General features: G+C 40.0%; 14 protein-coding genes. All 14 read right to left on the reverse strand.

Annotation, left to right across the window (positions count from 1 at the left end; translation table 11 throughout):
- Positions 1–61: 61 nt before the first annotated feature.
- The 14 genes from sov to nrfD all read right to left on the reverse strand — a co-directional run bounded on the left by sov (position 62) and on the right by nrfD (position 22713).
- Positions 62–7219: a T9SS outer membrane translocon Sov/SprA gene (gene sov, locus RM541_RS07900; protein WP_489752722.1), complete on the reverse strand. Its 7158-nt coding sequence runs from the start codon at positions 7217–7219 to the stop codon at positions 62–64.
- Between the two features lie 20 nt (positions 7220–7239).
- Positions 7240–7821 carry a Holliday junction branch migration protein RuvA gene (gene ruvA / locus RM541_RS07905; RefSeq protein ID WP_311499677.1) on the reverse strand — a complete coding sequence of 194 codons (582 nt, stop codon included), beginning with the start codon at positions 7819–7821 and terminating at the stop codon, positions 7240–7242.
- Between the two features lie 79 nt (positions 7822–7900).
- On the reverse strand, positions 7901–10186 hold the full coding sequence (locus tag RM541_RS07910; protein ID WP_311499678.1) for an NADP-dependent malic enzyme: 2286 nt from the start codon (positions 10184–10186) through the stop codon (positions 7901–7903).
- A gap of 99 nt (positions 10187–10285) precedes the next feature.
- Positions 10286–10894 (reverse strand): hypothetical protein, encoded by a 609-nt coding sequence (locus tag RM541_RS07915; protein ID WP_311499679.1) that lies wholly within the window; start codon positions 10892–10894, stop codon positions 10286–10288.
- A complete protein-coding gene (locus RM541_RS07920) occupies positions 10878–11369 on the reverse strand; it encodes an RNA polymerase sigma factor (RefSeq protein ID WP_311499680.1) in 492 nt (163 codons plus the stop codon). The genes RM541_RS07915 and RM541_RS07920 overlap by 17 nt, the downstream gene beginning before the upstream one ends.
- Positions 11370–11589: 220 nt before the next feature.
- Positions 11590–12486, reverse strand: coding sequence for a tRNA epoxyqueuosine(34) reductase QueG (gene queG, locus RM541_RS07925; protein ID WP_432264667.1), 897 nt, complete (start codon positions 12484–12486; stop codon positions 11590–11592).
- Positions 12487–12515: 29 nt separating this feature from the next.
- Positions 12516–13844: a cytochrome P450 gene (locus RM541_RS07930; protein WP_311499682.1), complete on the reverse strand. Its 1329-nt coding sequence runs from the start codon at positions 13842–13844 to the stop codon at positions 12516–12518.
- Between the two features lie 106 nt (positions 13845–13950).
- On the reverse strand, positions 13951–14973 hold the full coding sequence (gene ruvB, locus RM541_RS07935; protein ID WP_311499683.1) for a Holliday junction branch migration DNA helicase RuvB: 1023 nt from the start codon (positions 14971–14973) through the stop codon (positions 13951–13953).
- Positions 14974–15174: 201 nt separating this feature from the next.
- The gene (locus RM541_RS07940; RefSeq protein WP_311499684.1) at positions 15175–17016 is read right to left on the reverse strand and encodes a cytochrome c oxidase subunit I; all 1842 of its coding nucleotides are present in this window, start codon (positions 17014–17016) and stop codon (positions 15175–15177) included.
- A 20-nt stretch (positions 17017–17036) separates the two neighbouring features.
- Positions 17037–18203, reverse strand: coding sequence for a cytochrome c oxidase subunit II (locus RM541_RS07945; protein WP_311499685.1), 1167 nt, complete (start codon positions 18201–18203; stop codon positions 17037–17039).
- A 32-nt stretch (positions 18204–18235) separates the two neighbouring features.
- Entirely contained in the window at positions 18236–19627 is a 1392-nt protein-coding gene (locus RM541_RS07950) for a quinol:cytochrome C oxidoreductase (protein ID WP_311499686.1), read from the reverse strand.
- A gap of 20 nt (positions 19628–19647) precedes the next feature.
- Positions 19648–20349 (reverse strand): c-type cytochrome, encoded by a 702-nt coding sequence (locus RM541_RS07955; protein ID WP_311499687.1) that lies wholly within the window; start codon positions 20347–20349, stop codon positions 19648–19650.
- 9 nt (positions 20350–20358) lie between these two features.
- On the reverse strand, positions 20359–20883 hold the full coding sequence (locus RM541_RS07960) for a DUF3341 domain-containing protein (protein WP_311499688.1): 525 nt from the start codon (positions 20881–20883) through the stop codon (positions 20359–20361).
- 3 nt (positions 20884–20886) lie between these two features.
- The gene (gene nrfD / locus RM541_RS07965; RefSeq protein ID WP_311499689.1) at positions 20887–22713 is read right to left on the reverse strand and encodes an NrfD/PsrC family molybdoenzyme membrane anchor subunit; all 1827 of its coding nucleotides are present in this window, start codon (positions 22711–22713) and stop codon (positions 20887–20889) included.

Consider the following 22713-nt stretch of genomic DNA (forward strand, 5'->3'; position numbering starts at 1 on the left):
AGATTAATTTTAAGTGCGGCAAAGTTACTTTTTTAAAACAATTGTTCAAACCGCCAAACTCTTAATTTCCGAAATTATATCTTAAAGTTATACCAGATCGTATCGTTGTTTGGGGAAAGGCCGTAGAAACTGCATACTCAGAGAAGTTATGTTCATAATAAAAAAGAGCTGTGAGATTCCGGCTTAGAGCATAATCTGCAGTAAAACCTATAGCCCAGATATCCTGCCCTGCAACTACCTGGCTATCCTCCAGATCAAGATACCTTATAATGGTCTTGTTTTGCCTTAGCGTTAGATCTCCTTTAAAATTAAGATCACTGCTTAAAATACGATTTCTTCCCGCGATTTTAGTCGCTATTTTTAAATCCCTAAGACGGTATCCAAGCCCTAAAGTATATTCGTTACCTTTAAATTCCGTCAATAGGTTATTATCAAAACTTAAAGAAAGCGCCCTGTCTTTTCTGATCTCCGCCAAAATTTGAATTGCATTCTCAGTTTCAAGATCTATCCGCAACAGTGGAGTAAAGAGTTCTGATAAAACAATATTTGAAAATAACACCGGATTCTTAAAATCTCCCGCCTGATTTGTTTCTTCTCTATTAGAAGGATCGTAATCCAGATTAGTCTGAAATTGATTGATAGTGTAATCACTCTGATACCCATGGCTCATGGAAAATCTTCTGAATTTGTCCTTAAACCATTCCAACCTCATAAAACCAGTATATTTCACATCCCAGTTAGGTAGGGGCACATTTCTAAATGCTCCCAGTTTAATATCCCCTACATCATCTCCAGAATAAGCTGCAATAAATGCTGGTAAAAGCACCGCCTGGTTCGTTTTTCCCAAACCTAGAGGAAAACCCTCTTCATCGGTTTCATTCGGATCCAGGCCCTGCTCAAGTGCCAGCCTTTGTGCTACCTCAAGTCTGTTTTGTCTAAAGGTTTCAAAGGTTTCTGAAGATTGTTCAGAACTTTGGTTAAATGCAGTTTTAATTAATAAGGTAGATATACTGAAATTTCCGTAAGTGTAAGGCGTTAGTGACTGGTACTGCCTGGAATTGGGATTTATCTTGTAATTTTCGGTATAAGTTTCAGCATAAGTTCTTCTGGCACTAATGTCTATAGTAAGATCTGGCAGTAGTCTTACGGAAGACTGAATATCCAGCTGCTCATTTTCTACTGCGGAATACTGCTGATTAAAGTTCTGAAACAAAGTTAGCCACCCGTTTCTTGCAGCAATTGTTCGTATATCATTTTGAAGGCCAAAAGTAAATCCTGTTGTTGGCTTTATAGTTCCCATAAAACCAATACTCTCTGTATATCCCGGCATGAAAATCCCTCTGTTCTCTCTATAATTTACCTGAATAGTCTTTACAGCGGTTGCAATAGTTATTAAGGAATTATATAGCTTATTTCCTGAACCAGTTTCCTGAGCCTGAGCCTGTGGTTTTTCCCGCAATGGATTACTTGCAGCGTCTGGTGTTGGCACTCCTGCACTCCTTTCCCTAATACTGCGCCGCTGAGGCGTCTTCTTCTTTTCTACCAAACCTACATAATCATAAAGATTTTGCATATTAAGGCTTGCATTTATTTGATGCGAATTGGAATTTTGAATGCTGTTCCCAATATCCGGAATTCCTTCCAGATCTTCATATATTTTAGAGCCGCGTTGCCACTGAAAATCTCCTGTGTAAGAATACGTTGCCTTTATAAATCTAAGAACAGGGATCTTATCCAGGGGCAAATCGTAATTTACCTGTAAACTTTGATAATGCAGATTGGGCTCGCCAATATTGAAAAAATCATCCCACAGGCCAATAGCATTATTTGCAAAACCATCTTCATCTATGTAGTTTCTTACAATCCGGTTATTGGAAGCATTAAAATTAAAGCTAAGGGATTTAGTGAGGTTGTAATTGATTCCGTACTGCCAGTCGAACAGATAGTTCCGCTGATACAAGGTTGGAATACCTATATCATTTTCTGAAAGATCTAATGACCTGAACTTTTGCTCATTATATTGCCTTAAGATGTTAGCACTGGCATTAATATTAGTCGGTAAAGCATTCAGGTTAAAATCCTTTAAAGGGGTGAAATATTCACTACTGTCCAGAACTGAAATATTTTTAAAAGGCTCAATCACTTTCGGGGCAAAGTTAAATTCATAAGTAGATCCCAAACGTACATTTTGATCTAAAGCCTCTTCAATTTCAAAATCTCTGTGGTTAATTTCATTATAGGAAGTAGAAAAGGCAAAATTTTCGATATCGTAAGGCATAGGTTTCGCCTTTCCCATCCTTTCCTTTCTCAACCCGATAACATTTATACTTTGCCTCCTGGTATAAGATTGTGACTGTTCCTTTATCTGCTCCCTTTCTACAGGGTCTGCAATGGCATCCAGCCGTGTGTCTAACTCTACATCTAAAAATTCCTGATCGTACTTAGGCGTTATTAGTTCTTCTCCCCTGCTATAATTAAATGGAATTCTCACTCCCCACTGCACAGGCAGCAATTGCCCCACGTTTACATTACTCACCACATCGTATTGCTGTAGATCTTCACGGCTACGTTGGTTGGGTCCCTGCTCAATAGATCCAAACCCAACAGTACTTCTTCTCCCGGTTGCAGATAAAGTGGCAAAATCTGCAAGGTTCGTATCCATATTCACAATTCCTGCCCAGCCTCCTTCATTTTTAAGACCTGAAAGACGCAACTCATTAAACCAGACTTCCCCACAAAGATCCTGCACTCCATCCCTTCTGGTTCCATTCTTAACCCCCAGCATGAGTATCCTGATATTTCCAAAACTCGGATTTCCTTTTACGCCTATTCTAAGCCTCCCTGTGTCATATCCAGCTTGTTCATCTATGAGCTGCAAATTTTCAGTAAAAAAATTTACTTCGGAAGAATTTAAAGACGGATCACCTAAAACGGCAGTTTTCACCTTCTGCAGCAAATCCAGGGAAAGGTTAAGCCGGTTTGCTTCCGGCCAGATTTCCTGTGCGGTAGCAGCGCCAAATGCTGTGGGGGATAAAGGAACTTCTATCTGGTAATAATTCTCTTTAAAATCTGTTCCCATTCTTATAAAAGCCACCAACTGACCATCTTTTAATGGTGTTCTGTTAACCAGGGATTCGGCATGTAAAAACATTTCCAGATTTTCGTATTGACGCATGTCTATCTGAAAATTTTTATATACTGCCCTTGCATCCTGGGGCTCAAGATCACAGACTCTTATCGAAAGTGATTGCTCGTTCTGCCTTATATTGGTATTACTCTCAAATAATTCTTCCCGAATAACCCCCGGAGGCAAAACGTAAGGAACCGGTTGCCTGTTTTCGTTTTCTTCAATGTTTACGGCTGCAACTTCAAATAATGTTCCTGAGTTTGCCGGTAACGGACTTTCAGTATTCAGGCTTTGAGTATATCTCCTGTAATCCCCCCTCACCAGGTCCATAGTCCCAAAACGCAAATGCACTTGTTCTTCAAAACCTTTCAGGAACATTCTCATAAAACGGATCGACCGAAAATCGCCAATTCCGCCACGGGAATTGGTAGGCTCATATATTGGAACTTTAAATTGAATCCATCTTACCGGCAACTCCTGACCGTTTCTAAGGGTGGTGGTTAACTCGCGAACGTCAGTTATAAACTGGTTGTTATCAATATTCATCCCCGGAAAAAAAGGAACTTCATACTCAAAATAACTGTTAATAGTATTCATTGTATTATCCCGGTTAATATCCTCTGTAGTCGGCAGGGTCGTATTACCGCGGTTAGTAGCACCCACATCTGTAGGAGAATTTCCCTGTGAGCCATTATAATTACTATACCTGTTAACGATATCGCCAGAGGTATTCAGGAAATATTCAAAATTATCTTGTGAAGGATCGGGCAATTCAGCAAATTGAGGAAAAAATAACGCTTCTTCCGCATCCAGAAGACCGTCGTAACCGGCATCCTGATTAATCCGCGCCTCTCCTTCAGAATCAAAAGCATATACCAGGGATTGATCTGCAGGAACAAGACCAAAGTCCGTAGTCACCGCGTTCATGGCACCACCATCGGTAGGAAGTCCGTTTTCATATTGCTTGCGCCCATCCTTTAAAACATCTTCAGAAATATTCCCCAGGTTAAAAACAATATCTCCTCCGGAAGTACCCTGGTTTTCAGGATATATATAAGGATCCATTACCCAGAATTCAATGAACTCAACATTGGACTGTTCAAAATTTGTGGTATTTATCCCCCGCATTATACCACCAAAATTGTCTTCCGGATTTGGCAAAATGTTGGTTCCTGCAGCAGCCGGATTGAAATTATAAGGCCCGCGCTCTGCTGGATTGTAGGAAACATCCATGGTGTAAAGCACCTGCGGCTGTCCCTGTACCACATCTGTATTTGGAAAAATTTCACTCAGTGCCACACGGCGGGTCCTGAAATTTGAAAGATCTGAATCTGATATCCCATCTGGCCTCCCGTTACTATAAAAGATAGGATCTATAGTATACCAGGACATTTGTGCTCTTCTGTAACCATAAGCCAGGTCTCCGTTCGCTAATTCTCCCCCAAACCCCAGCGGTACACTTGAAAGTTCCCAGGAAAGGGGACTATTTATATCAATAGAAGTTTGCGCAGCCTCAAAATCGTCTACATAACTTGTCACCCTGCCATCAAAATCACTGGCATTTGGTGCTCCCGGAAGGAGATATGCAAATTCACCACGTATGGAGAGGTTCGATTTTACATCTGTATCGATATTTGGCAATTTATTCACCAGTCTTGTGAGAAAGGGAACTTCAGTAGAATAATTAAGGTTAAGCCCGAAAATTGAATTATTTATAGGCTCATAACTATAATTGGCTTTTTGTGTTAGCGGTCGCTCCTTTAAGTTTAGAAAAGTACCGCCAACTAAAAAGTTTTCGTTGAAAAGGTGCTCCACATTAATTCCGGTAAAGCGCTTTGTCTGCTGACCAAACAAGGCGTTATTTTCTGTATTGACCTGAATTGGTATATCTGAAGCAAGCAAAGCTTCATCCAGGATTTGCACTCTTCCAAGTTCATAATTCACCACATAGTCCACTCCCTCCTGAAGGAGGCGACCGCCTGCAGTTACAGTAACCGAACCCTGGGGCAGGTTAAAGCCAATTGGGATACCCTCTACTTCTGCAGATTTGTACCTTCCGCTTAGCTGAAATTTATTCTTATCAGCATCTTCCTGTTCCGCCTGAGTTTTCGTTGTTCGATATAACGAACGGAAAACATATTTTTCCTGGTTTTCATTCCAGGTTGAAGGCTGACCGTAAATTTCCTGCCCATCATTGGGATTCAAATCCAGTTTCTCAAAAAGATACTCTCCAAAAGGTTCAACGGTGGTAAAAATGATATTGCCGTTTACCGGATCAATAGTAATTCCCGGAACATAATCAAAAAAGCCGTCTCCGCCGTTTATGGGATCATTATTGTTGTTCAGTTTGTCCATCCTGAACACCCGGAGTAAGGGTGTTTCTTCGACATCTTCCGGCAAAGGTACAGAAGAATTTTCGGCAGGTTTAATATAATTCAGAGGCTGTGGATCTGTATATAAAATATTCATTCTGAAATCCTCCCGCTCCAGCTGATAGGCACCAAGACTATAAATATTTTTCATCATAAGGTCCCAAACCGGCTCATTTACATTTGTAATAGTGCTTTTCAGCATTTTCACAACCAGGTTTCTATTTGAGCGGGGATTAGCCTCAGGATCATCATTTATGCTTATATCACCCGTGGCATTAACACCATCGTTGGCAAACTCCCCTACCTGGTATACTTCACCATTCACGGTAAATTGAAAAGCCACCGCTAAAACTTCGTCATTGCTTAACCGTTGATTAAGGGAAATGTACCCGAGCTGGGTATTTAAAGTAAATTCAGAAGAATTTAACTGCCGTGCATTTTCAAGTTTAACATAATCTGTCCCTTCAGACACCTGCACTCCGCCAAAACCTCTTTCTACTGTAGAAACATCTCTTATTGCAGGGGTTAAAACAGATTGTGGCGCTGCATTTATTCCGAAGGGATTAAAATCGTTGTTCGCATTATCTGGAAAAGCTCCCGGCGGCTGATTAAAAAATCCGGCCGGCACACTTGGAAGTCCGATATTCCCGGGGACATTAGTCTCCCCCAGATCCTGAATTCCAACAATATTCCTGGTGTCCTGCAAATTTTGGACATTATTGGTCCTGTTGGTAATCCATACCTGGATTCTTTTTACCTGGATGTTTGAGTTTATAAAAGGGTAATTCGCTAAAGCCTCGTTGTAATGATCCCGAAAGTAGTGCGCGAGGAAAAAATGGCGATCCTGGTCATAATCCAGTATAAATCGGTCAAAATCCTCTACTGTTGCACCTCCTTCAACGTTTACAGTTCGGCGCTCCGACTTCTGTTCTGAAAAAACTCCGGTGACTCTCGTTTTTCCAAACTGAAGTTCCGTCTTAAACCCGAAAAGGCTCTGCGCACCCTGAATGAGTGCAGAATTTAGTGGCATATTCACATTACCCACCTCTATTTTTCTCACAATATCATCCTCTGTAGGTGTATATTCCAACTTCAGCTGGTTCTGAAAATCAAAGGTAGATTCGGTGTCATAATTTGCAATCACTCCTAATCTTTTGCCTATTTGCCCCATTAGGCTCAGGCTTATGCGCTGGTCGAAATCAAAAGTAAGATTGCTCCTGTTCCTTGGGGAAAATGCGGGGTTATCCTGTTTGGTATAAAGTAAACCCAAATCCATTTCAACTGTCCCCTGCGGGACAATATCAATTTCGGTCCCGCCAAAAACACTTTCAAAAAAATTATTATTTACATAAAAATCGGGAAGGAGATCGCGCTGAATTTCTTCAGCTCCTTCTTTGTTTCCTGAAAGTGCATCATTTTTCAGTTTAAAGTAATCGCGCATTTCCTCCTGCAGCACGAGTTCTTCGTATTCTTCAGGAGTTAAAATAAGAGGAAGGGATATATTTATTTCACCAAGAATTTGGCGATAAATGTAGCGATCTAAAACAGGATCGTATTCGTATTTTGTGACAATACTATCGGGATCAGGCAAAGATATTTCCCCGAGGACATAACCTGTACCGGTGGTGTCCTGTTGCGTTTCTTCTTCCTGTGCCGAGAGTTTAAACGTAATTACTAGTAGCAACACTAAGGTAAACCGTCCCGATGTTGACAATTTCAAGTAATTGTTCCTCAAACTAATTATAGATTTTTAAGCGCCTGCTTTATCAGGGACTCCACGCTTGGATCTGGAGTTTCCTTTAAGATTTTGTCAATAACTTTTTCAGCCTGTTTCCTGGCAAAGCCAAGAGTTTCTAAAGCTGATAACGCTTCCTCTTTAATAGTATTGTTTGAGGAGACAAAAACTTCGTCGGCGCCAAAAACTTTTAGGATTTTATCTTTGAGGTCCAAAATCACCCGTTGTGCGGTTTTGGCACCAATTCCTTTAATGCTTTGGATGGTAGCCACATCCCCGGTTGCTATTGCTTCCTTTATTTGATTGGGTTCCAAGGAAGAAAGCATTGTACGCGCAGTACTGGCACCAATCCCCGAAACTGAAATCAGCAGCCGGAAAATTTCTCTTTCAGACTTTTCTTTAAAGCCGAAAAGAGTATGAGAGTCTTCTTTTACCTGTAAATGGGTATAGAGACTAATTACTTCAGAAGCAGAAATGAGTGAAAATGTGTGGAGGGAAATATGAACATAATATCCAACTCCTCCACATTCAATAACAACAAAAGTCGGGTTCTTCTCAATGAGCTGCCCCTTTAAGTGATGAATCATAAGCTATAAGAAAATATAGAGCTCAAATGTAGTAAAATTAAGCAAAGACCGAAATCTCCTAAAAACTCTCAGAGAAGTGCTATTTCTTCGGCTTCTTTGATTTCTCCTGCGCATCTACTACTGCAACGGCAGACATATTTACCATCTCTTCCACACTGGCGCCCAACTGAAGTATATGAACGGGTTTTTTCATTCCCATCATAATAGGACCTATAGAATCTACATTATTAAGTTCCTTAATAAGCTTGTAGGTACTATTAGCTGAATCGAGATTAGGATAAACCAAAGTATTCACCTTTTTACCTGCAAGTTTCGAAAATGGAAATTTGCTTTGCAGCATCTCTTTATTAAGTGCAAAATCACTCTGCAACTCTCCATCCACCTTTAGGTCTGGATGATAACGATGAAGATAAGCAACAGCTTCTTTTACTTTTTTCGCACGAGGATCGCTAGACGAACCAAAATTGGCATAAGAAATCATAGCTATAACCGGTTCCATACCAAAAATCTGTACAGTTCTGGCTGTCATTTGAGCGATTTTGGCCAAATCTTTTGCTGTAGGATCTATATTTATCGAGGTGTCGCTTATAAAAAGAGGACCTCGTGCAGTGTTCATAAGGTTTGTTGCCGCCACTCTGCTCACTCCTTTTGCCATCCCAATAAGCTCCAGCATTGGTTTTACCACTGCAGGATAAGCCCTGGAATACCCTGAAAGTAAAGCATCGGCATCACCTTCATTCACCATCATCGCCGCAAAATAATTACGCTCCCTCATTAAATTTTGAGCATCATACAAGGTTATACCACTTCTACTCCTGGTATTCCAGTACACACGGGCATAAGCATTGCGTTTCTCTTCCTCCTCGTCAGCCTTCGGATCAATAATTTCTACATCGGCATCAAAATCAATTTCCGCCATGAGTTCCTGGATCACTTCTTTTCTCCCGAGCAGGATAGGAATTGCTATTCCTTCATCATTTGCGATTTGAGCAGCTTTAAGTACATCAAGGTGATCTGCTTCGGCATAAACAATCCGTTTCGGATTTGTTTTGGCACGGTTCATTAACAGGCGGGTAACTTTATTGTCGTTACCCATGCGCTCCAGCAGCTCATCTTCATATTTCTGCCAGTCGTGAATAGGTTCTTTTGCAACACCACTTTCCATAGCAGCTTTAGCCACTGCCGGCGGTACTTTTGCAATTAATCTTGGATCAAATGGCTTCGGAATAATATAATCGGGACCAAAATTCAGTCGGGTTTCACCATATGCTATATTCACCTGCTCCGGCACAGCTTCTTTTGTAAGCTCTGCAAGGGCTTTCACCGCGGCCATTTTCATTTCTTCATTTATCTTGGTTGCACGTACATCCAATGCTCCTCTAAAGATGAATGGAAAACCAAGTACATTATTAACCTGGTTAGGATGATCACTTCTGCCCGTAGCCATGATGATGTCTTTACGTGTATCCATAGCCAATTGATAATCAATTTCCGGATTTGGATTGGCCATTGCAAAAACAATTGGCTTTTTAGCCATGCTGGTGAGCATTTCCGGAGAAACAATATCGGCAATAGAAAGTCCTATAAAGACGTCGGCATTCTTCATAGCTTCATCTAGAGTGTCGATTTTCCTGTCGGTAGCAAATTCCAGTTTTTCTTCTGAAAGTCCCGGACGATCTTTTCTAATCACTCCTTTACTATCCAACATTACAATGTTTTCAGCTTTTGCACCAAAAGCTTTGTAAAGTTTGGTACAGGAAACAGCAGCGGCACCGGCACCGCTCACTACTATTTTTACTTTTTCGATTTTCTTTTTCGTCAGTTCAAGAGCATTTAACAATGCTGCTGCAGAAATTATAGCAGTCCCATGCTGATCATCGTGCATTACGGGTATATCCAGCTCTGCCTTTAACCGTTGTTCAATTTCGAAAGCTTCAGGAGCTTTAATATCTTCAAGGTTAATTCCGCCGAAAGTAGGAGCAATATTTTTTACAGTTTCAATGAATTTATCTACATCTTTAGTATCTACTTCGATATCAAAAACGTCTATATCTGCAAAAATCTTAAATAAGAGTCCTTTTCCTTCCATTACTGGTTTGGAAGCTTCAGGACCTATATCACCAAGGCCCAGCACTGCCGTTCCGTTAGAAATCACCGCCACCAGATTTCCTTTAGCGGTATATTTATAGGCGTTATCCTTATCTTTTTCTATTTCCAGGCAAGGTTCTGCAACGCCGGGAGAATAAGCCAGCGACAAATCTCTTTGTGTAGCATATTTCTTGGTTGGAACAACTTCTATTTTTCCGGGTTTTGGTTTGGCGTGATACACCAAAGCTTCACGTCTCTTCCTTGCTTTACTACTCATAAAATTCTTTTTTGCCTTACCAACAAATATAACAAGGTTTCTTTAGAAAACTGAAGCAAAAGCTTATTAATACCTCCTTCTAAAAATTGCAATGAAGGCCTAGCTTTTCATCAATTCCTCCATATCTTCAATAGTATCTTCCAGCCTGGCCAGTAATTTCCCATAAATAATTGCTGTGCTTATCCGATACGCTAAGATTCCCAATATTGAAAGCAACACAGCCACTCCTGAAATAATTAAAATTTCCTGAGCTAAGTCGAGCTGTTCAAAATTGCTCATTATTTCGCTTCCTCTAAAAAATATCCAGTAAGCAGGAATAGCCACTAAAGGAAAACCAACACCCATGAGCCATGTAGAAAATTTCACTATACTTTTAACCTGGTTTCTATAATCAAGGAGATAATTATATGTACTGTTTTTAACATCCAGCGTTTCCAATTCTTTCAGCTTCTTTTTGTTCAAAAAAAAGAGTGCTGTAATTAGAGTAGCCACATAAAAACCTAATATAACTTTCCCCATGAAAACCAGAACACCAAAAATCACAACCCCCACAGGAATTAAACTGAAGTTGTCTTTTTTGGTGGTCCTTTTTATTTTTTCTATGAGCAGCGTCGATTTGCGTTCATAAAGATTCGACACTACCGGGGCTGAAAGTTTTTCTTCAGCTTCAAATCCTTTTTTCCAGATATTTTCAATAGATCTTTCCATCAAGTAAATTTTTTAGTTGTTTTTTAATTCGTGTAATTCTCACTCCAATATTATTTGAAGTAGTTCCAATAATAGCCGCAATTTCTTTATAAGATTTTTCTTCCAGGTAGAGTAGAATTATAGCCCGGTCTAATTCTGAAAGTTGGCGGATTGTTTTATATAGTAGTTTTAAAGATTCATCCTGAAAAGCCTTCTCCTCATCTGGCACATTCTGAACCTCAATATAATCTGAAGCTCGAACCTGCTTCTTTTTGCTTTTTCTCAATAAACTCATACAAACATTCAGCGAAATCCTGTAGATCCAGGTGGACCATTTAGATTCTTCTCTAAAACTGTTTCGGCTATTCCAGATTTGAAGGCAAACCTCCTGGTAATAATCCTGAAAATCCTCCTCGGTATCGGTATATGCCCTGCAGATTTTGATGATAATGCCTGCATACGGCAGAATAGATTGGCTGTAAAAATCTTTTGTCAAAATTGTCTTTACCTGTTTAGTGATGAAAAACCTGATTTATTACACGAACAGTAAAAAAACTTAAATTTTGATGAACTGAAGTATTTAATAAAGCCAAATCCACATTAAAAGGTCGATAATTGCCAATTTTGGGGTCGGGCTTTTTATGGAGGTAAAAGATCTGTCAGCTTTTAAAAACCTGACAGATCTCTATTAGAGGTTTTAACCGAAAAAAGCTCAATTACTTCTGAAGAAACCGCATATTCCGCTTCAAACCTTCAAATTTTGTTCTTTTTACGGCAGATTTCCTGAAAATTTCATTGAAAGTGTCCTTAGTGATCTCTTCCCAATCCTTTTTTTCATTTTCCAGCAGTTGCGGGTGCGGATTAAAAAGCGGCTCGTTATGAGGTTTCGAAAATTTATTCCAAGGGCACACATCCTGGCACACATCGCACCCAAACATCCAGTCGTCAAATTTACCACTGTACGAATTTGGCAATTCGTCCTTAAGTTCAATCGTGAAGTAAGAAATACATTTACTGCCATCAACTTTATAGGGTTCCACAATGGCATCTGTGGGGCAGGCATCGATGCAGGCGGTACAACTTCCGCAGTGATCGGTCACTGGAGTGTCATATTCCAGCTCCAGGTCTACAATTAATTCGGCAATAAAATAGAAGGAGCCGGTTTGCTTGGAAAGTAGATTCGAATGTTTCCCAATCCAGCCGAGTCCGCTTTTTGCTGCCCAGGCTTTGTCAAGAACCGGTGCGGAATCTACAAAAGCACGGCCTTCAATTTGCCCAATTTCGTCCTGCATATAATGCAGCAACTGCTTCAGTTTGTCTTTGATCACAAAATGATAATCCTGACCGTAAGCATATTTGCTAATTTTATATGAATTCTCCTTCTGAAAATCGTGCGGATAATAATTTAGCAACACGGAAATTACACTTTTCGATCCTTCCACGAGTTTTGTAGGATCCAGGCGCTTATCAAAATGATTTTCCAGCCACCGCATCTCCCCATGCATGTTATTCTGAAGAAAATTTTCCAGCCGCGGAGCTTCCTTTTCTAAAAATTCTGCTTTAGAAATACCACAAGACAGGAAACCGAGGCGTTTGGCTTCGGTTTTTATCATTTCTGAATATTTCCTTCTGTTATCCATTCTTACCTGGGTGTGAACTCTAAAATGGCATTTTTCGGCTTCAGGGTGATTAACGGTTGGATTTCAATGTCTGCTGAAGGAGCTGAAATTTTAAACCGGGAAACTAATTCCGCAACCGTCATTATCATCTCGTACATTGCAAAATTGTTGCCAATGCATTTTCTTGGACCGGCTCCAAACGGAAAATAATAAGGTTCATGTTTATTGCCGCCTCCTTCAAACCTATCGGGATCAAATCCTTCCGGATTTTTCCAGTGCTCCTCATTTCTATGGATTTCATATAATGAAAATAACAAACTAGAATTCTTCGGAATATGAATTCCGTTAAACTCATCATCTTCAAGATTTACACGATCTATAAAGTAAACCGGAGGATACAGCCGCATGGATTCTTCCACCACCTGGGAGGTATAAGTGCAATTCTTCAGAAATTCAAAATGATTTTCTGAATTTGCCCTGGCTTCTTTTACTTCAGCAGCAATTTTATCCTGAATTTCAGGATGGTTCGCGAGCAGTTTAGCCGTAAAAGTAAGTGCGTTGGAAGTAGTTTCGTGACCGGCAGTAAACAAAATCAGGATTTCATCTATTAGCTGCTTTTCGCTCATTGCTTCACCGTCTTCATAACGGGCGTCCAGCAACATATCCAACAAATCGTCCTGTCTTTGGCCGCTTTGCCTGCGATCTGCAACTATTTTCTTCAGAATATCCCTGGCTTCCTGTGTGAGTTCCAGGTGGTGTTTTATTTTTCCGCTCAGTTTAAACCACCAGCCTTTAAAAGGTTGACGTAATTCTTTAACCAACATTTTTTGAGCAGCCTCTGTGATATATTGTAACCTGGTAATTTCTTCCTGACCTGCGGCACTACTAAACAGAGATTTAACCACCGTTTGGAAAGCAAGATCATTAAAAATGGGAAAAATATCTATTGCTTTTCCGGTTTCCACCTTATCGATTTCAGTTTTTATGGCAGCATCAATGGTGTTCAAAAGCTGGGCGAGTTGTTTTTTATGGAAAGCAGGCTGGATCATTCGCCTTTGCTTCCTCCATTCTTCCCCATCTGTGGTTAGAAGTCCGTGGCCAAGATATTTGGCCATATCTTCTGTCTGAATTGTAGATTTATGGTAATTCTTGTGGTTCTTTTTCAGCACATATTCGGCAAAATTGGCATCCCGGCAAAAGATTACGTTTTTTCTGAAGCCAAGATCCACCTGGAAAATATCTCCAAGCTTTTCGAAGTTTTCACGATGAAAAGGCAAAGGATTCCGTAGAATGAGATTGGCATTTTTCAGAAATTGAAAAGATGAAACTGTAGGTATATCGATATTTGCCATTTTTAAAAGGTGTTTCAGAATTAAAGAAGTTTTTTAGGCAGAAAGTAAAGCCCAAAAAACTAAAGGGTCTTATAAAGGTCGAAATTTGCCAATTTTCGGCTTCAACTTAAAAAAGTCCGCCCTGTACGTTGCCTTTTACCCGACCCAGGTGCTTATAAGCAGCTTCGGTTACCTCCCTGCCACGCGGAGTGCGGTAAATAAAGCCCTGCTGAATAAGAAAAGGCTCATAAACCTCTTCTATAGTTTCGGCACTTTCGCTAACAGCCGTCGCGAGTGTCGTGATGCCCACAGGACCACCCTTAAATTTGTCAATTATCGTGCTTAAGATTTTATTATCCATCTCGTCCAGGCCATGTGCATCGACATTTAAAGCTTTGAGGGCATATTTTGCGATTTCCAGGTCGATTTTTCCGTTCCCTTTAATCTGGGCAAAATCCCGAACCCGTCTTAGCAAAGCATTTGCTATACGCGGTGTTCCCCTGCTCCTGCCGGCGATTTCGATGGCTGCATCAAGAGCAATAGGAACTTTAAGAATCTCTGCACTACGTTGAACAATATCTGAAAGCAGCTCTGTAGTATAATATTGAAGTCTGCTGGCAATTCCAAACCTCGCCCTCATAGGTGCGGTAAGCAAACCTGAACGTGTGGTGGCACCAATAAGAGTAAACGGATTTAAATTGATTTGAACAGTTCTCGCATTGGGACCAGATTCTATCATAATATCTATCCGGTAATCTTCCATTGCTGAATATAAATACTCCTCAACAACCGGACTTAGCCGATGGATTTCATCAATAAAAAGAATATCCCTTTCTTCAAGGTTTGTTAACAAACCGGCAAGATCTCCGGGTTTGTCAAGTACGGGACCGGATGTAACCTTGAGGGTTACATTTAATTCATTGGCTAAAATATGTGCCAGGGTAGTTTTCCCCAAACCGGGAGGTCCATGAAAAAGGGTATGATCCAATGCTTCCCCTCTTAGATTCGCCGCCTGAACAAAAATTTTCAGATTTTCCAGAACCTGATCCTGACCTGCAAAATCATCAAAACTCAGCGGCCGCAACGCTCTTTCTACATCAAATTCTTCCGAAGAAAAATTCTCACCGGTAGGATCCAGATTTTCGTTCATAAACAAGGTTTAATTTTGCCGGGGTTGGCTTTAGCTTATCTTTTTCAACTTATCACAAAGATAAAAGAAAAAAGCTGCCAAACGGGACGCTTCTTAAGATCTAAAATTTCACCTAGCGTCAGGAATTCAGAAGAAAATATTTACAGAAAAACCCCGCAGGAATCATCTTGCAGGGTTTCATTATACTCAAAATTAAAATTCTTAAGGATTTGCCACCTGGTGCCCCTCACCTAATTCTTCTTCATGCTCCTGAAGCGGCACATCTTGCGGCACGTAATCCTGACCAGGAATTACGTATTCACCATCTTTATTCGTTTTACTGTAATCGTAAGCCCAACGGTGTACAGATGGTATTGGTCCTGGCCAGTTCCCATGAATATGTTCTACCGGAGTAGTCCATTCTAATGTATTGGCTTTCCATGGATTTTGTACGGCTTTTTTTCCGTAGAACATAGAACCAAAGAAGTTATACATAAAGGCCAGTTGCACCAATGCTGTAATTATAGCTGAAACGGTGATAATCACGTTTACATCCTGAAGGTCATCGAAATATGGGAAAGCCGTGTTGGTATAATATCTACGAGGCAAACCTGCCATCCCTATAAAGTGCATTGGGAAGAAAACTCCGTAAGCTCCCGCTAGAGTTACCCAAAAGTGAAGGTAACCAAGATTTTTATTCATCATCCTTCCGAACATTTTAGGATACCAGTGGTAAACACCGGCAAATAGTCCATATAATGCTGAAATACCCATTACAAGGTGGAAGTGAGCTATTACAAAATACGTATCGTGAACATTAATATCCAGTGTTGAATCCCCTAGGATAATCCCTGTAAGACCACCGGTAATAAACGTACTTACAAACCCAATGGAAAACAACATCGCAGGGTTCATTTGTAAGTTTCCTTTCCAGATTGTTGTGATCCAGTTAAAAGCTTTTACTGCGGAAGGAATTGCAATTAATAAGGTTGTAAAGGTAAAAACTGAACCTAGAAACGGATTCATACCAGAAACAAACATATGGTGACCCCATACTATTGTAGATAGAAACGCAATTGCCAGAATAGAAGCAATCATCGCACGGTATCCAAAAATAGGTTTACGGGAATTGGTCGCTAAAACTTCTGAAGCAATACCCATTGCAGGAAGTATAACTATATACACTTCAGGGTGACCAAGGAACCAGAATAAATGCTCAAAAAGTACGGGAGAACCTCCCTGATGAGCAAGCACCTCTCCTTCCAAATAAATATCACTAAGGAAGAAAGAAGTTCCGAAGCTACGGTCCATTATAAGTAATAGTGCTGCAGAAAGTAACACAGGAAAAGAAACCACCCCGATTATTGCAGTTACAAAGAATGCCCAAATTGTTAAAGGAAGTCTGGTCATGGACATTCCATTAGTTCTTAGGTTAAGTACGGTAACAATATAGTTTAGTGACCCTAACAAAGATGAAGCAATGAAAATAGCCATGGAAGTTAACCAAAGGGTCATCCCCATTCCAGAACCTCCTATGGCCTGTGGCAAGGCACTCAAAGGTGGATAGATAGTCCAACCGGCAGATGCAGGTCCTGCTTCTACAAACAATGAACTAAGCATTATAATACAGGAAACGAAAAACAGCCAGTAAGAAAGCATGTTAAGGAATCCTGAAGCCATATCTCTTGCGCCAATTTGCAAGGGAATTAAAAGGTTACTGAAAGTACCACTCAATCCCGCTGTAAGCACGAAAAAGACCATTATCGTACCGTGAATGGTAACAAGTGCAAGGTAAACCGAAGGTGTCATTACCCCGTCTGGTGCCCATTTGCCCAGCAGTGCCTCAAAAATCCAGAAGGACTCTTCAGGCCAGGCCAGCTGCATTCTAAATAGAATAGACATAAGTATGCCTATTACCCCCATTAGAAGGCCAGTAATAAGATATTGCTTGGCAATCATCTTATGATCCTGACTAAAAATATATTTTGTTATAAATGTTTCCTTATGATGATGTCCATGATCGTCATGATGATCCTGAGCCGGTGCGTTTGCTATTGCTGACATATCTTTAATTCTTTAATCTTTTAAATTTCTTCTCCTTGTTCCATTGCTTCCATCGTCTCTCTCACCTCTTTTGGTGCTTCTCTCTTCTCCTCCTTAAGCTGTTCTTCCTGTCCCGATGGCGGCTCCTGGTCTGCCATAGTCGCACCAAAAGTTTGCTGTTCGGCAATCCAGGCATTATAATCTTCAGGACTTTCCACAACAATTTTCATTTGCATGTTGTAATGAGCTACTCCACAAATCTTGTTACATAATAAGTAATAATCAAATTCATAAGAATCTAAAGGTGCTTCTCCATTGGCCATCAATTGCTGGCTGTTTTCTTTTCTTATTTCATTGATCGTTCTCACCTTATCTACCATATATTCAGAACTCCGCATATCTTCAGTAGTAATGGTTGGGGTGAACCCAAATTGGGTTGTCATTCCCGGCACCACATTCATTTGCGCCCTAAAGTGTGGGAAGAATGCTGAATGCAATACATCCTGAGACCTCATTTTAAAAAGTACCGGCCGACCTACAGGTAAATGTAGTTCTGTAGCTATAATATCATCTTCAGCATAGTTATCATTTACATCGACCCCTACTGTATTAATACCTTCAATAAAGCGAACATTAGCTTTACCCAGCGTATTGTCCTCTCCTGCATATCGCGCCGTCCAGCTAAATTGTTTTGCGTATAACTCTATGACCAAAGGATCATCGTCCTCGTTGATATTCATAATGCTGGACCATGTAAACAAACCATATATAATTAATCCTGCAAGAACAATAACCGGGATTATCGTCCATATAAATTCAAGTTTATCATTATCTGCATAGAAAAGAGCTTTTTTACGCTTATTACCACGATAATAATAAGAAAAATAGAATAATAATGCCTGAGTTAATACCTGCACCACCATAATGACGGCAAGGGATATAAACATAAGACTATCGTACTCGGAACCATGCTCTGAAGACGCTCCGGGTAAATAAAACCTACTGTAATACCAAAAACAGTAAGCCATTAGGATAAAAAAGAGGATAACAAAAATCATCATGAACAACCCCTGGCTGTTGTTATCCTTATCATTGGCAATTTCAGATGTATCTTCATCAGGACTTCTTGACAACTGAAATATCTTCGACATTTGCCAACCCGTTATGGCAAGAAGTGCCAGTACTACTATTACTAAAAATACGGTCATCTTATAAATTCTTCTTTAAACAATAATCTTTATTAATAATGGTAATTCTCGCTTTCTTTGAGGAAAGGGTTTCTCTTCACCAAAAGAGGAGCCTTTGTAAGTGCATTAAAGACCACAAAAGTAAACAATCCTCCAAAGAAAAGCACTGCACTTATTTCAGGAATTCCAATAAACCACGACTCGCCAACAGTTGCAGGCATGATCATTACATAAATATCAAGATAATGACCAATTAGCACGACAATTCCTGTCATTACCACAAACCAATTAACCCTTTTATAATCACTGTTCATTAGTACCAGAACAGGGAAAAGAAAGTTAATAGCTACCATTCCAAAGAAGGGCAGATTATAATCCTCCATACGTGTGATATAGTACACTACCTCTTCAGGTATGTTAGAGTACCAGATCAACATAAATTGTGAAAACCAAAGGTACGTCCAGAAAATACTAATTCCGAACATAAACTTGGCCAGATCATGAATATGGCTGTTGTTAACAAAAGTCAGATATCCACGAGACTTTAAATAAATTGTAATTAAAGCAATAGTCGTAATTCCAGAGACAAACATACTGGCAAATACATACCAACCAAACAAAGTACTAAACCAGTGTGGATCCACACTCATTATCCAGTCCCATGACATCATAGACTCAGTCACAATAAAGAATACTAAAAAGCCAGCGGCTAACTTGAAATTGGTTTTAAACCATCTGTTATCATTCGCCTCATCATGTCTTAGCGAATTTCGTCTTAGTAAATATCCAAAGAAAATCCATCCACCGAGGTAAATCGCAGCTCTTATTAAAAAGAACGGAACATTAAGGTAAGATGATTTATTCTGAATGATTTCGTCTGTTGCAACGACTTCTGGATCCATCCATATAAAAAGATGATTTAAATGGAGTCCTGAAAGCACAAGAAGAACAAACATAATTATTCCCCCCGGAAGCAGGTATGCCGATATGCCTTCCATAACCCGGAATAATACCGGAGACCATCCCGCCTGTGCTGCATATTGTATAGCATAAAACGCCAGCGTACCAAGAGAGATCATAAAGAAAAAGAATGCGGCTACATATACAGCAGCCCAGGGTTTATTCTGTAACTGGTGCAGCAGATGTTCAAAATGTTCGTCTTCGTGAGATGCTGCCTCTTCGTGATCCATTTCAAGGTCTTCTTCATAACCTGCATCCTCAACTTCTTTAGAGAAATTGTGGTCTGTTGCATTTTCTATTCCCTCTTCATCGAGTTCTACTACTTCCTGGTGCGGTTCAGCATCATGTTCTCCGTGTGATGCCATCATTTCCCTGACCTCTTCCACAGAATCCGGTGCAGCTATAAATCCGTATATGAGACCTATGGCACCAACAATCATACATATAATTGCGGTTAACTTTAATTTACTGGATAGCGTGTACATAATGATAGATCTAAATACTTTTATTCTTCGTTTTGATTTTCTTCCTCCTCGCTACTCGTGGTAGAAGTTTCTTTGGAAACCATCTCTTTATCCGCATTGACTGCTGGAATAATATTTTCCACCTCATTAAAACTAGCGGCTTCTTCAAATTCTCTTTCCGGATTTCCTGCTAATTGATCTTTCAGATTCATTACATAATGATCGATTAACCAACGCTCCTCGATAGAAGTTTGCGAGGCATAAGAACCCATGTTATTGAGACCATAATACATTACATGGTATACACTACCTTCTGTAATAGCCCTACCTGCATCATCATAAGCTGGAATACCAAGGATCTTTTCTCTTTCAGCCAAAATACCCTGACCATCACCCTCATCGCCATGGCAAACTGCACAATATATCGTGTACAGTTGTTTTCCCTCAGCAAGGTTATCTTCTGTATAAGGCAGTGGATTCTCAAGATTTGCTTTTGCAGATGCATAGCCTTCTGCATCGTTCTCGTATGGATAAGGCATCCATCCCCTGGAAACAGTTCCTTCTACGGGTAATTTTGCTTCCTGACCATTTTCAAAAATTGGATATTCACCATACGTCTCATATGGTACGGTGCGATACATGTTTGGCATATATTCGTAGTTCGGCTTGTTATTTTCAACACAAGAAACCACGGTCGCAGCTATTATGAACAACAATAAGTATCTTTTAAATAAACTTTTCATTATGTCTATTTATTTTTCAATTAGTTTAATTTCAGATGCGCCTGTATCATATAAAAACTTTGTAAGCTCATCTATATTATGACTTGCCGCATCAACTTCCATGAGGAACATATCATCTGTTGTTCTTAAATCAGGATTTTCGGCTTTCTTGAAAGGCCATAATTTACTTCTCATATAGAAGGTAATCACCATTAAGTGAGCTGCAAAAAACACGGTAAGTTCAAACATAATAGGCACAAACGCCGGTAAATTTTGAAGAAAGCTAAAACTCGGCTTCCCTCCAATATCCTGTGGCCAGTCTTCAATCATTATAAAATTCATCATTGCGATCGCCACACTCAGTCCAATTACACCGTAAATAAAGGACGTAATAGCCAATCTCGTTGGAGCAAGACCCATTACTTTATCCAAACCGTGCACCGGGAACGGCGTATAAACCTCCCCAATATGATAGCGTGCTTCACGAACCTGCTTCACTGCCTGTATAAGCAAGTCGTCATCATTATAAATAGCGTGTATAACTTTTGATGCCATCTCTTATCTATTGTTTTTTAAATCATTTGCCTGTGCCACCCAGTTATTACGTTTTTCAGCGATTGGAAAAGCCTCTATAACCTCGTCAAGCAATGTAAAATCTTTTTCTGTGAGTTTACTTACCTGATCATAAAGATAGATTCCCACCTGGTGTAAACGCTGCTCCAATAAAGGTCCTACATTTTTAAGTTTCTGTAGATCATCCTGAGATTGCGTTGCAGGATCATAAGTTCCTATTCTGCTTAACATCTCGTCAATCCTATCCTTCGTAACCTCACTAAATGTCAAAGCATCGGCATTTACTGTTCCTTCGTGTCCATTTCCGTTAGCATCATCTTCAGTTTCTCCCGGAAGTGATTTATTAAACTCCCTCGCTTTATCTTCATCTCTTGTAGAATTAGCTACCGGCTGTTGAATTGGATTTGGGTCATAATGCTTCACATGATCCCCATGCTCAGCTCTTAATTTTTTATACCTGTCTCCTGAAGCTTTTAAAATAGATTTAACTTCAGCCTGTGCAATTACAGGGAAAGATCGTGCATATAAAAGAAATAACACAAAGAAGAATCCAATGGTTCCAATAAAAATACCAATATCGACAAAGGTTGGCGAGAACATCGTCCATGAAGACGGAAGATAGTCTCTGTGAAGAGAAGTAACGATAATTACAAACCGCTCAAACCACATTCCAATGTTTACCACTATCGAGATAAAAAAGGAGAACATAATACTTCTTCTCAATTTAGGAAACCACATAAATTGTGGCGAGAATACGTTACAGGTCATCATGGACCAGTAAGCCCACCAATATGGCCCTGTGGCCCGGTTAAGAAAAGCATATTGCTCGTATTCAACACCAGAGTACCACGCAATAACTAATTCTGTAATATAAGCTGTACCCACAATAGAACCCGTAATCATAATAACGATGTTCATCAATTCTATATGCTGGATTGTGATATAATCTTCAAGATGAGATACTTTTCTCATAATAATAAGCAAGGTGTTCACCATTGCAAATCCGGAGAAAATCGCTCCAGCAACAAAGTACGGAGGGAAAATCGTAGTATGCCAACCAGGAATAACCGAAGTAGCAAAGTCAAAAGATACAATAGTATGCACAGAAAGTACCAATGGCGTTGCTAAACCAGCAAGCACTAAAGAGACTTCTTCGAATCTTTGCCAGTCTTTAGCCCGTCCACTCCATCCAAAGGAGAGAATTCCATAAATTCTTTTATTAAATGGAGTAATAGCTCTGTCCCGAATCATTGCAAAATCCGGAAGCAAACCAGTCCACCAGAAAACCAGAGATACAGATAAGTAAGTGGAAATTGCAAATACATCCCAAAGCAAAGGTGAGTTAAAGTTTACCCATAGTGTTCCAAATTGGTTTGGAATAGGCAATACCCAATATGCCAACCAGGGACGCCCCATGTGAATGATTGGAAAAAGACCAGCCTGCATTACCGAGAATATTGTCATAGCTTCCGCTGAACGGTTAATTGCCATTCTCCACTTTTGGCGGAAGAGCAAAAGTACCGCGGAGATAAGGGTACCGGCGTGACCAATACCTACCCACCAAACAAAGTTGGTAATATCCCATGCCCAACCAACGGTTTTATTTAATCCCCAAGTACCGATCCCGGTTGAAACTGTATAGATTATACATCCTAATCCCCACATAAAAGCTACAAGAGCAATGGAGAAAACAATCCACCAGGATTTATTTGCCCTTCCCTCTACCGGTGCAACTACGTCTAACGTGACGTCGTGATACGTTTTATTACCGGTTACTAAAGGCTTTCTTATAGGTGCTTCGTAATGAGACAT

It is taken from the genome of Autumnicola psychrophila (assembly GCF_031846645.1).
In the GTDB taxonomy this organism is placed as follows: domain Bacteria; phylum Bacteroidota; class Bacteroidia; order Flavobacteriales; family Flavobacteriaceae; genus Autumnicola; species Autumnicola psychrophila.

Bases quoted from the DNA above. Each gene is read 5' to 3' on its own strand.
- queG (WP_432264667.1), bottom strand. From the start codon at position 12,486: ATGATAAAAACCGAAGCCAAACGCCTCGGTTTCCTGTCTTGTGGTATT.
- RM541_RS07945 (WP_311499685.1), bottom strand. From the start codon at position 18,203: ATGACCGTATTTTTAGTAATAGTAGTACTGGCACTTCTTGCCATAACG.
- ruvB (WP_311499683.1), bottom strand. From the start codon at position 14,973: ATGAACGAAAATCTGGATCCTACCGGTGAGAATTTTTCTTCGGAAGAA.
- ruvA (WP_311499677.1), bottom strand. From the start codon at position 7,821: ATGATTCATCACTTAAAGGGGCAGCTCATTGAGAAGAACCCGACTTTT.
- RM541_RS07955 (WP_311499687.1), bottom strand. From the start codon at position 20,349: ATGAAAAGTTTATTTAAAAGATACTTATTGTTGTTCATAATAGCTGCG.
- RM541_RS07960 (WP_311499688.1), bottom strand. From the start codon at position 20,883: ATGGCATCAAAAGTTATACACGCTATTTATAATGATGACGACTTGCTT.
- RM541_RS07940 (WP_311499684.1), bottom strand. From the start codon at position 17,016: ATGTCAGCAATAGCAAACGCACCGGCTCAGGATCATCATGACGATCAT.
- RM541_RS07950 (WP_311499686.1), bottom strand. From the start codon at position 19,627: ATGTACACGCTATCCAGTAAATTAAAGTTAACCGCAATTATATGTATG.
- RM541_RS07910 (WP_311499678.1), bottom strand. From the start codon at position 10,186: ATGAGTAGTAAAGCAAGGAAGAGACGTGAAGCTTTGGTGTATCACGCC.
- nrfD (WP_311499689.1), bottom strand. From the start codon at position 22,713: ATGTCTCATTACGAAGCACCTATAAGAAAGCCTTTAGTAACCGGTAAT.
- RM541_RS07915 (WP_311499679.1), bottom strand. From the start codon at position 10,894: ATGGAAAGATCTATTGAAAATATCTGGAAAAAAGGATTTGAAGCTGAA.
- RM541_RS07930 (WP_311499682.1), bottom strand. From the start codon at position 13,844: ATGGCAAATATCGATATACCTACAGTTTCATCTTTTCAATTTCTGAAA.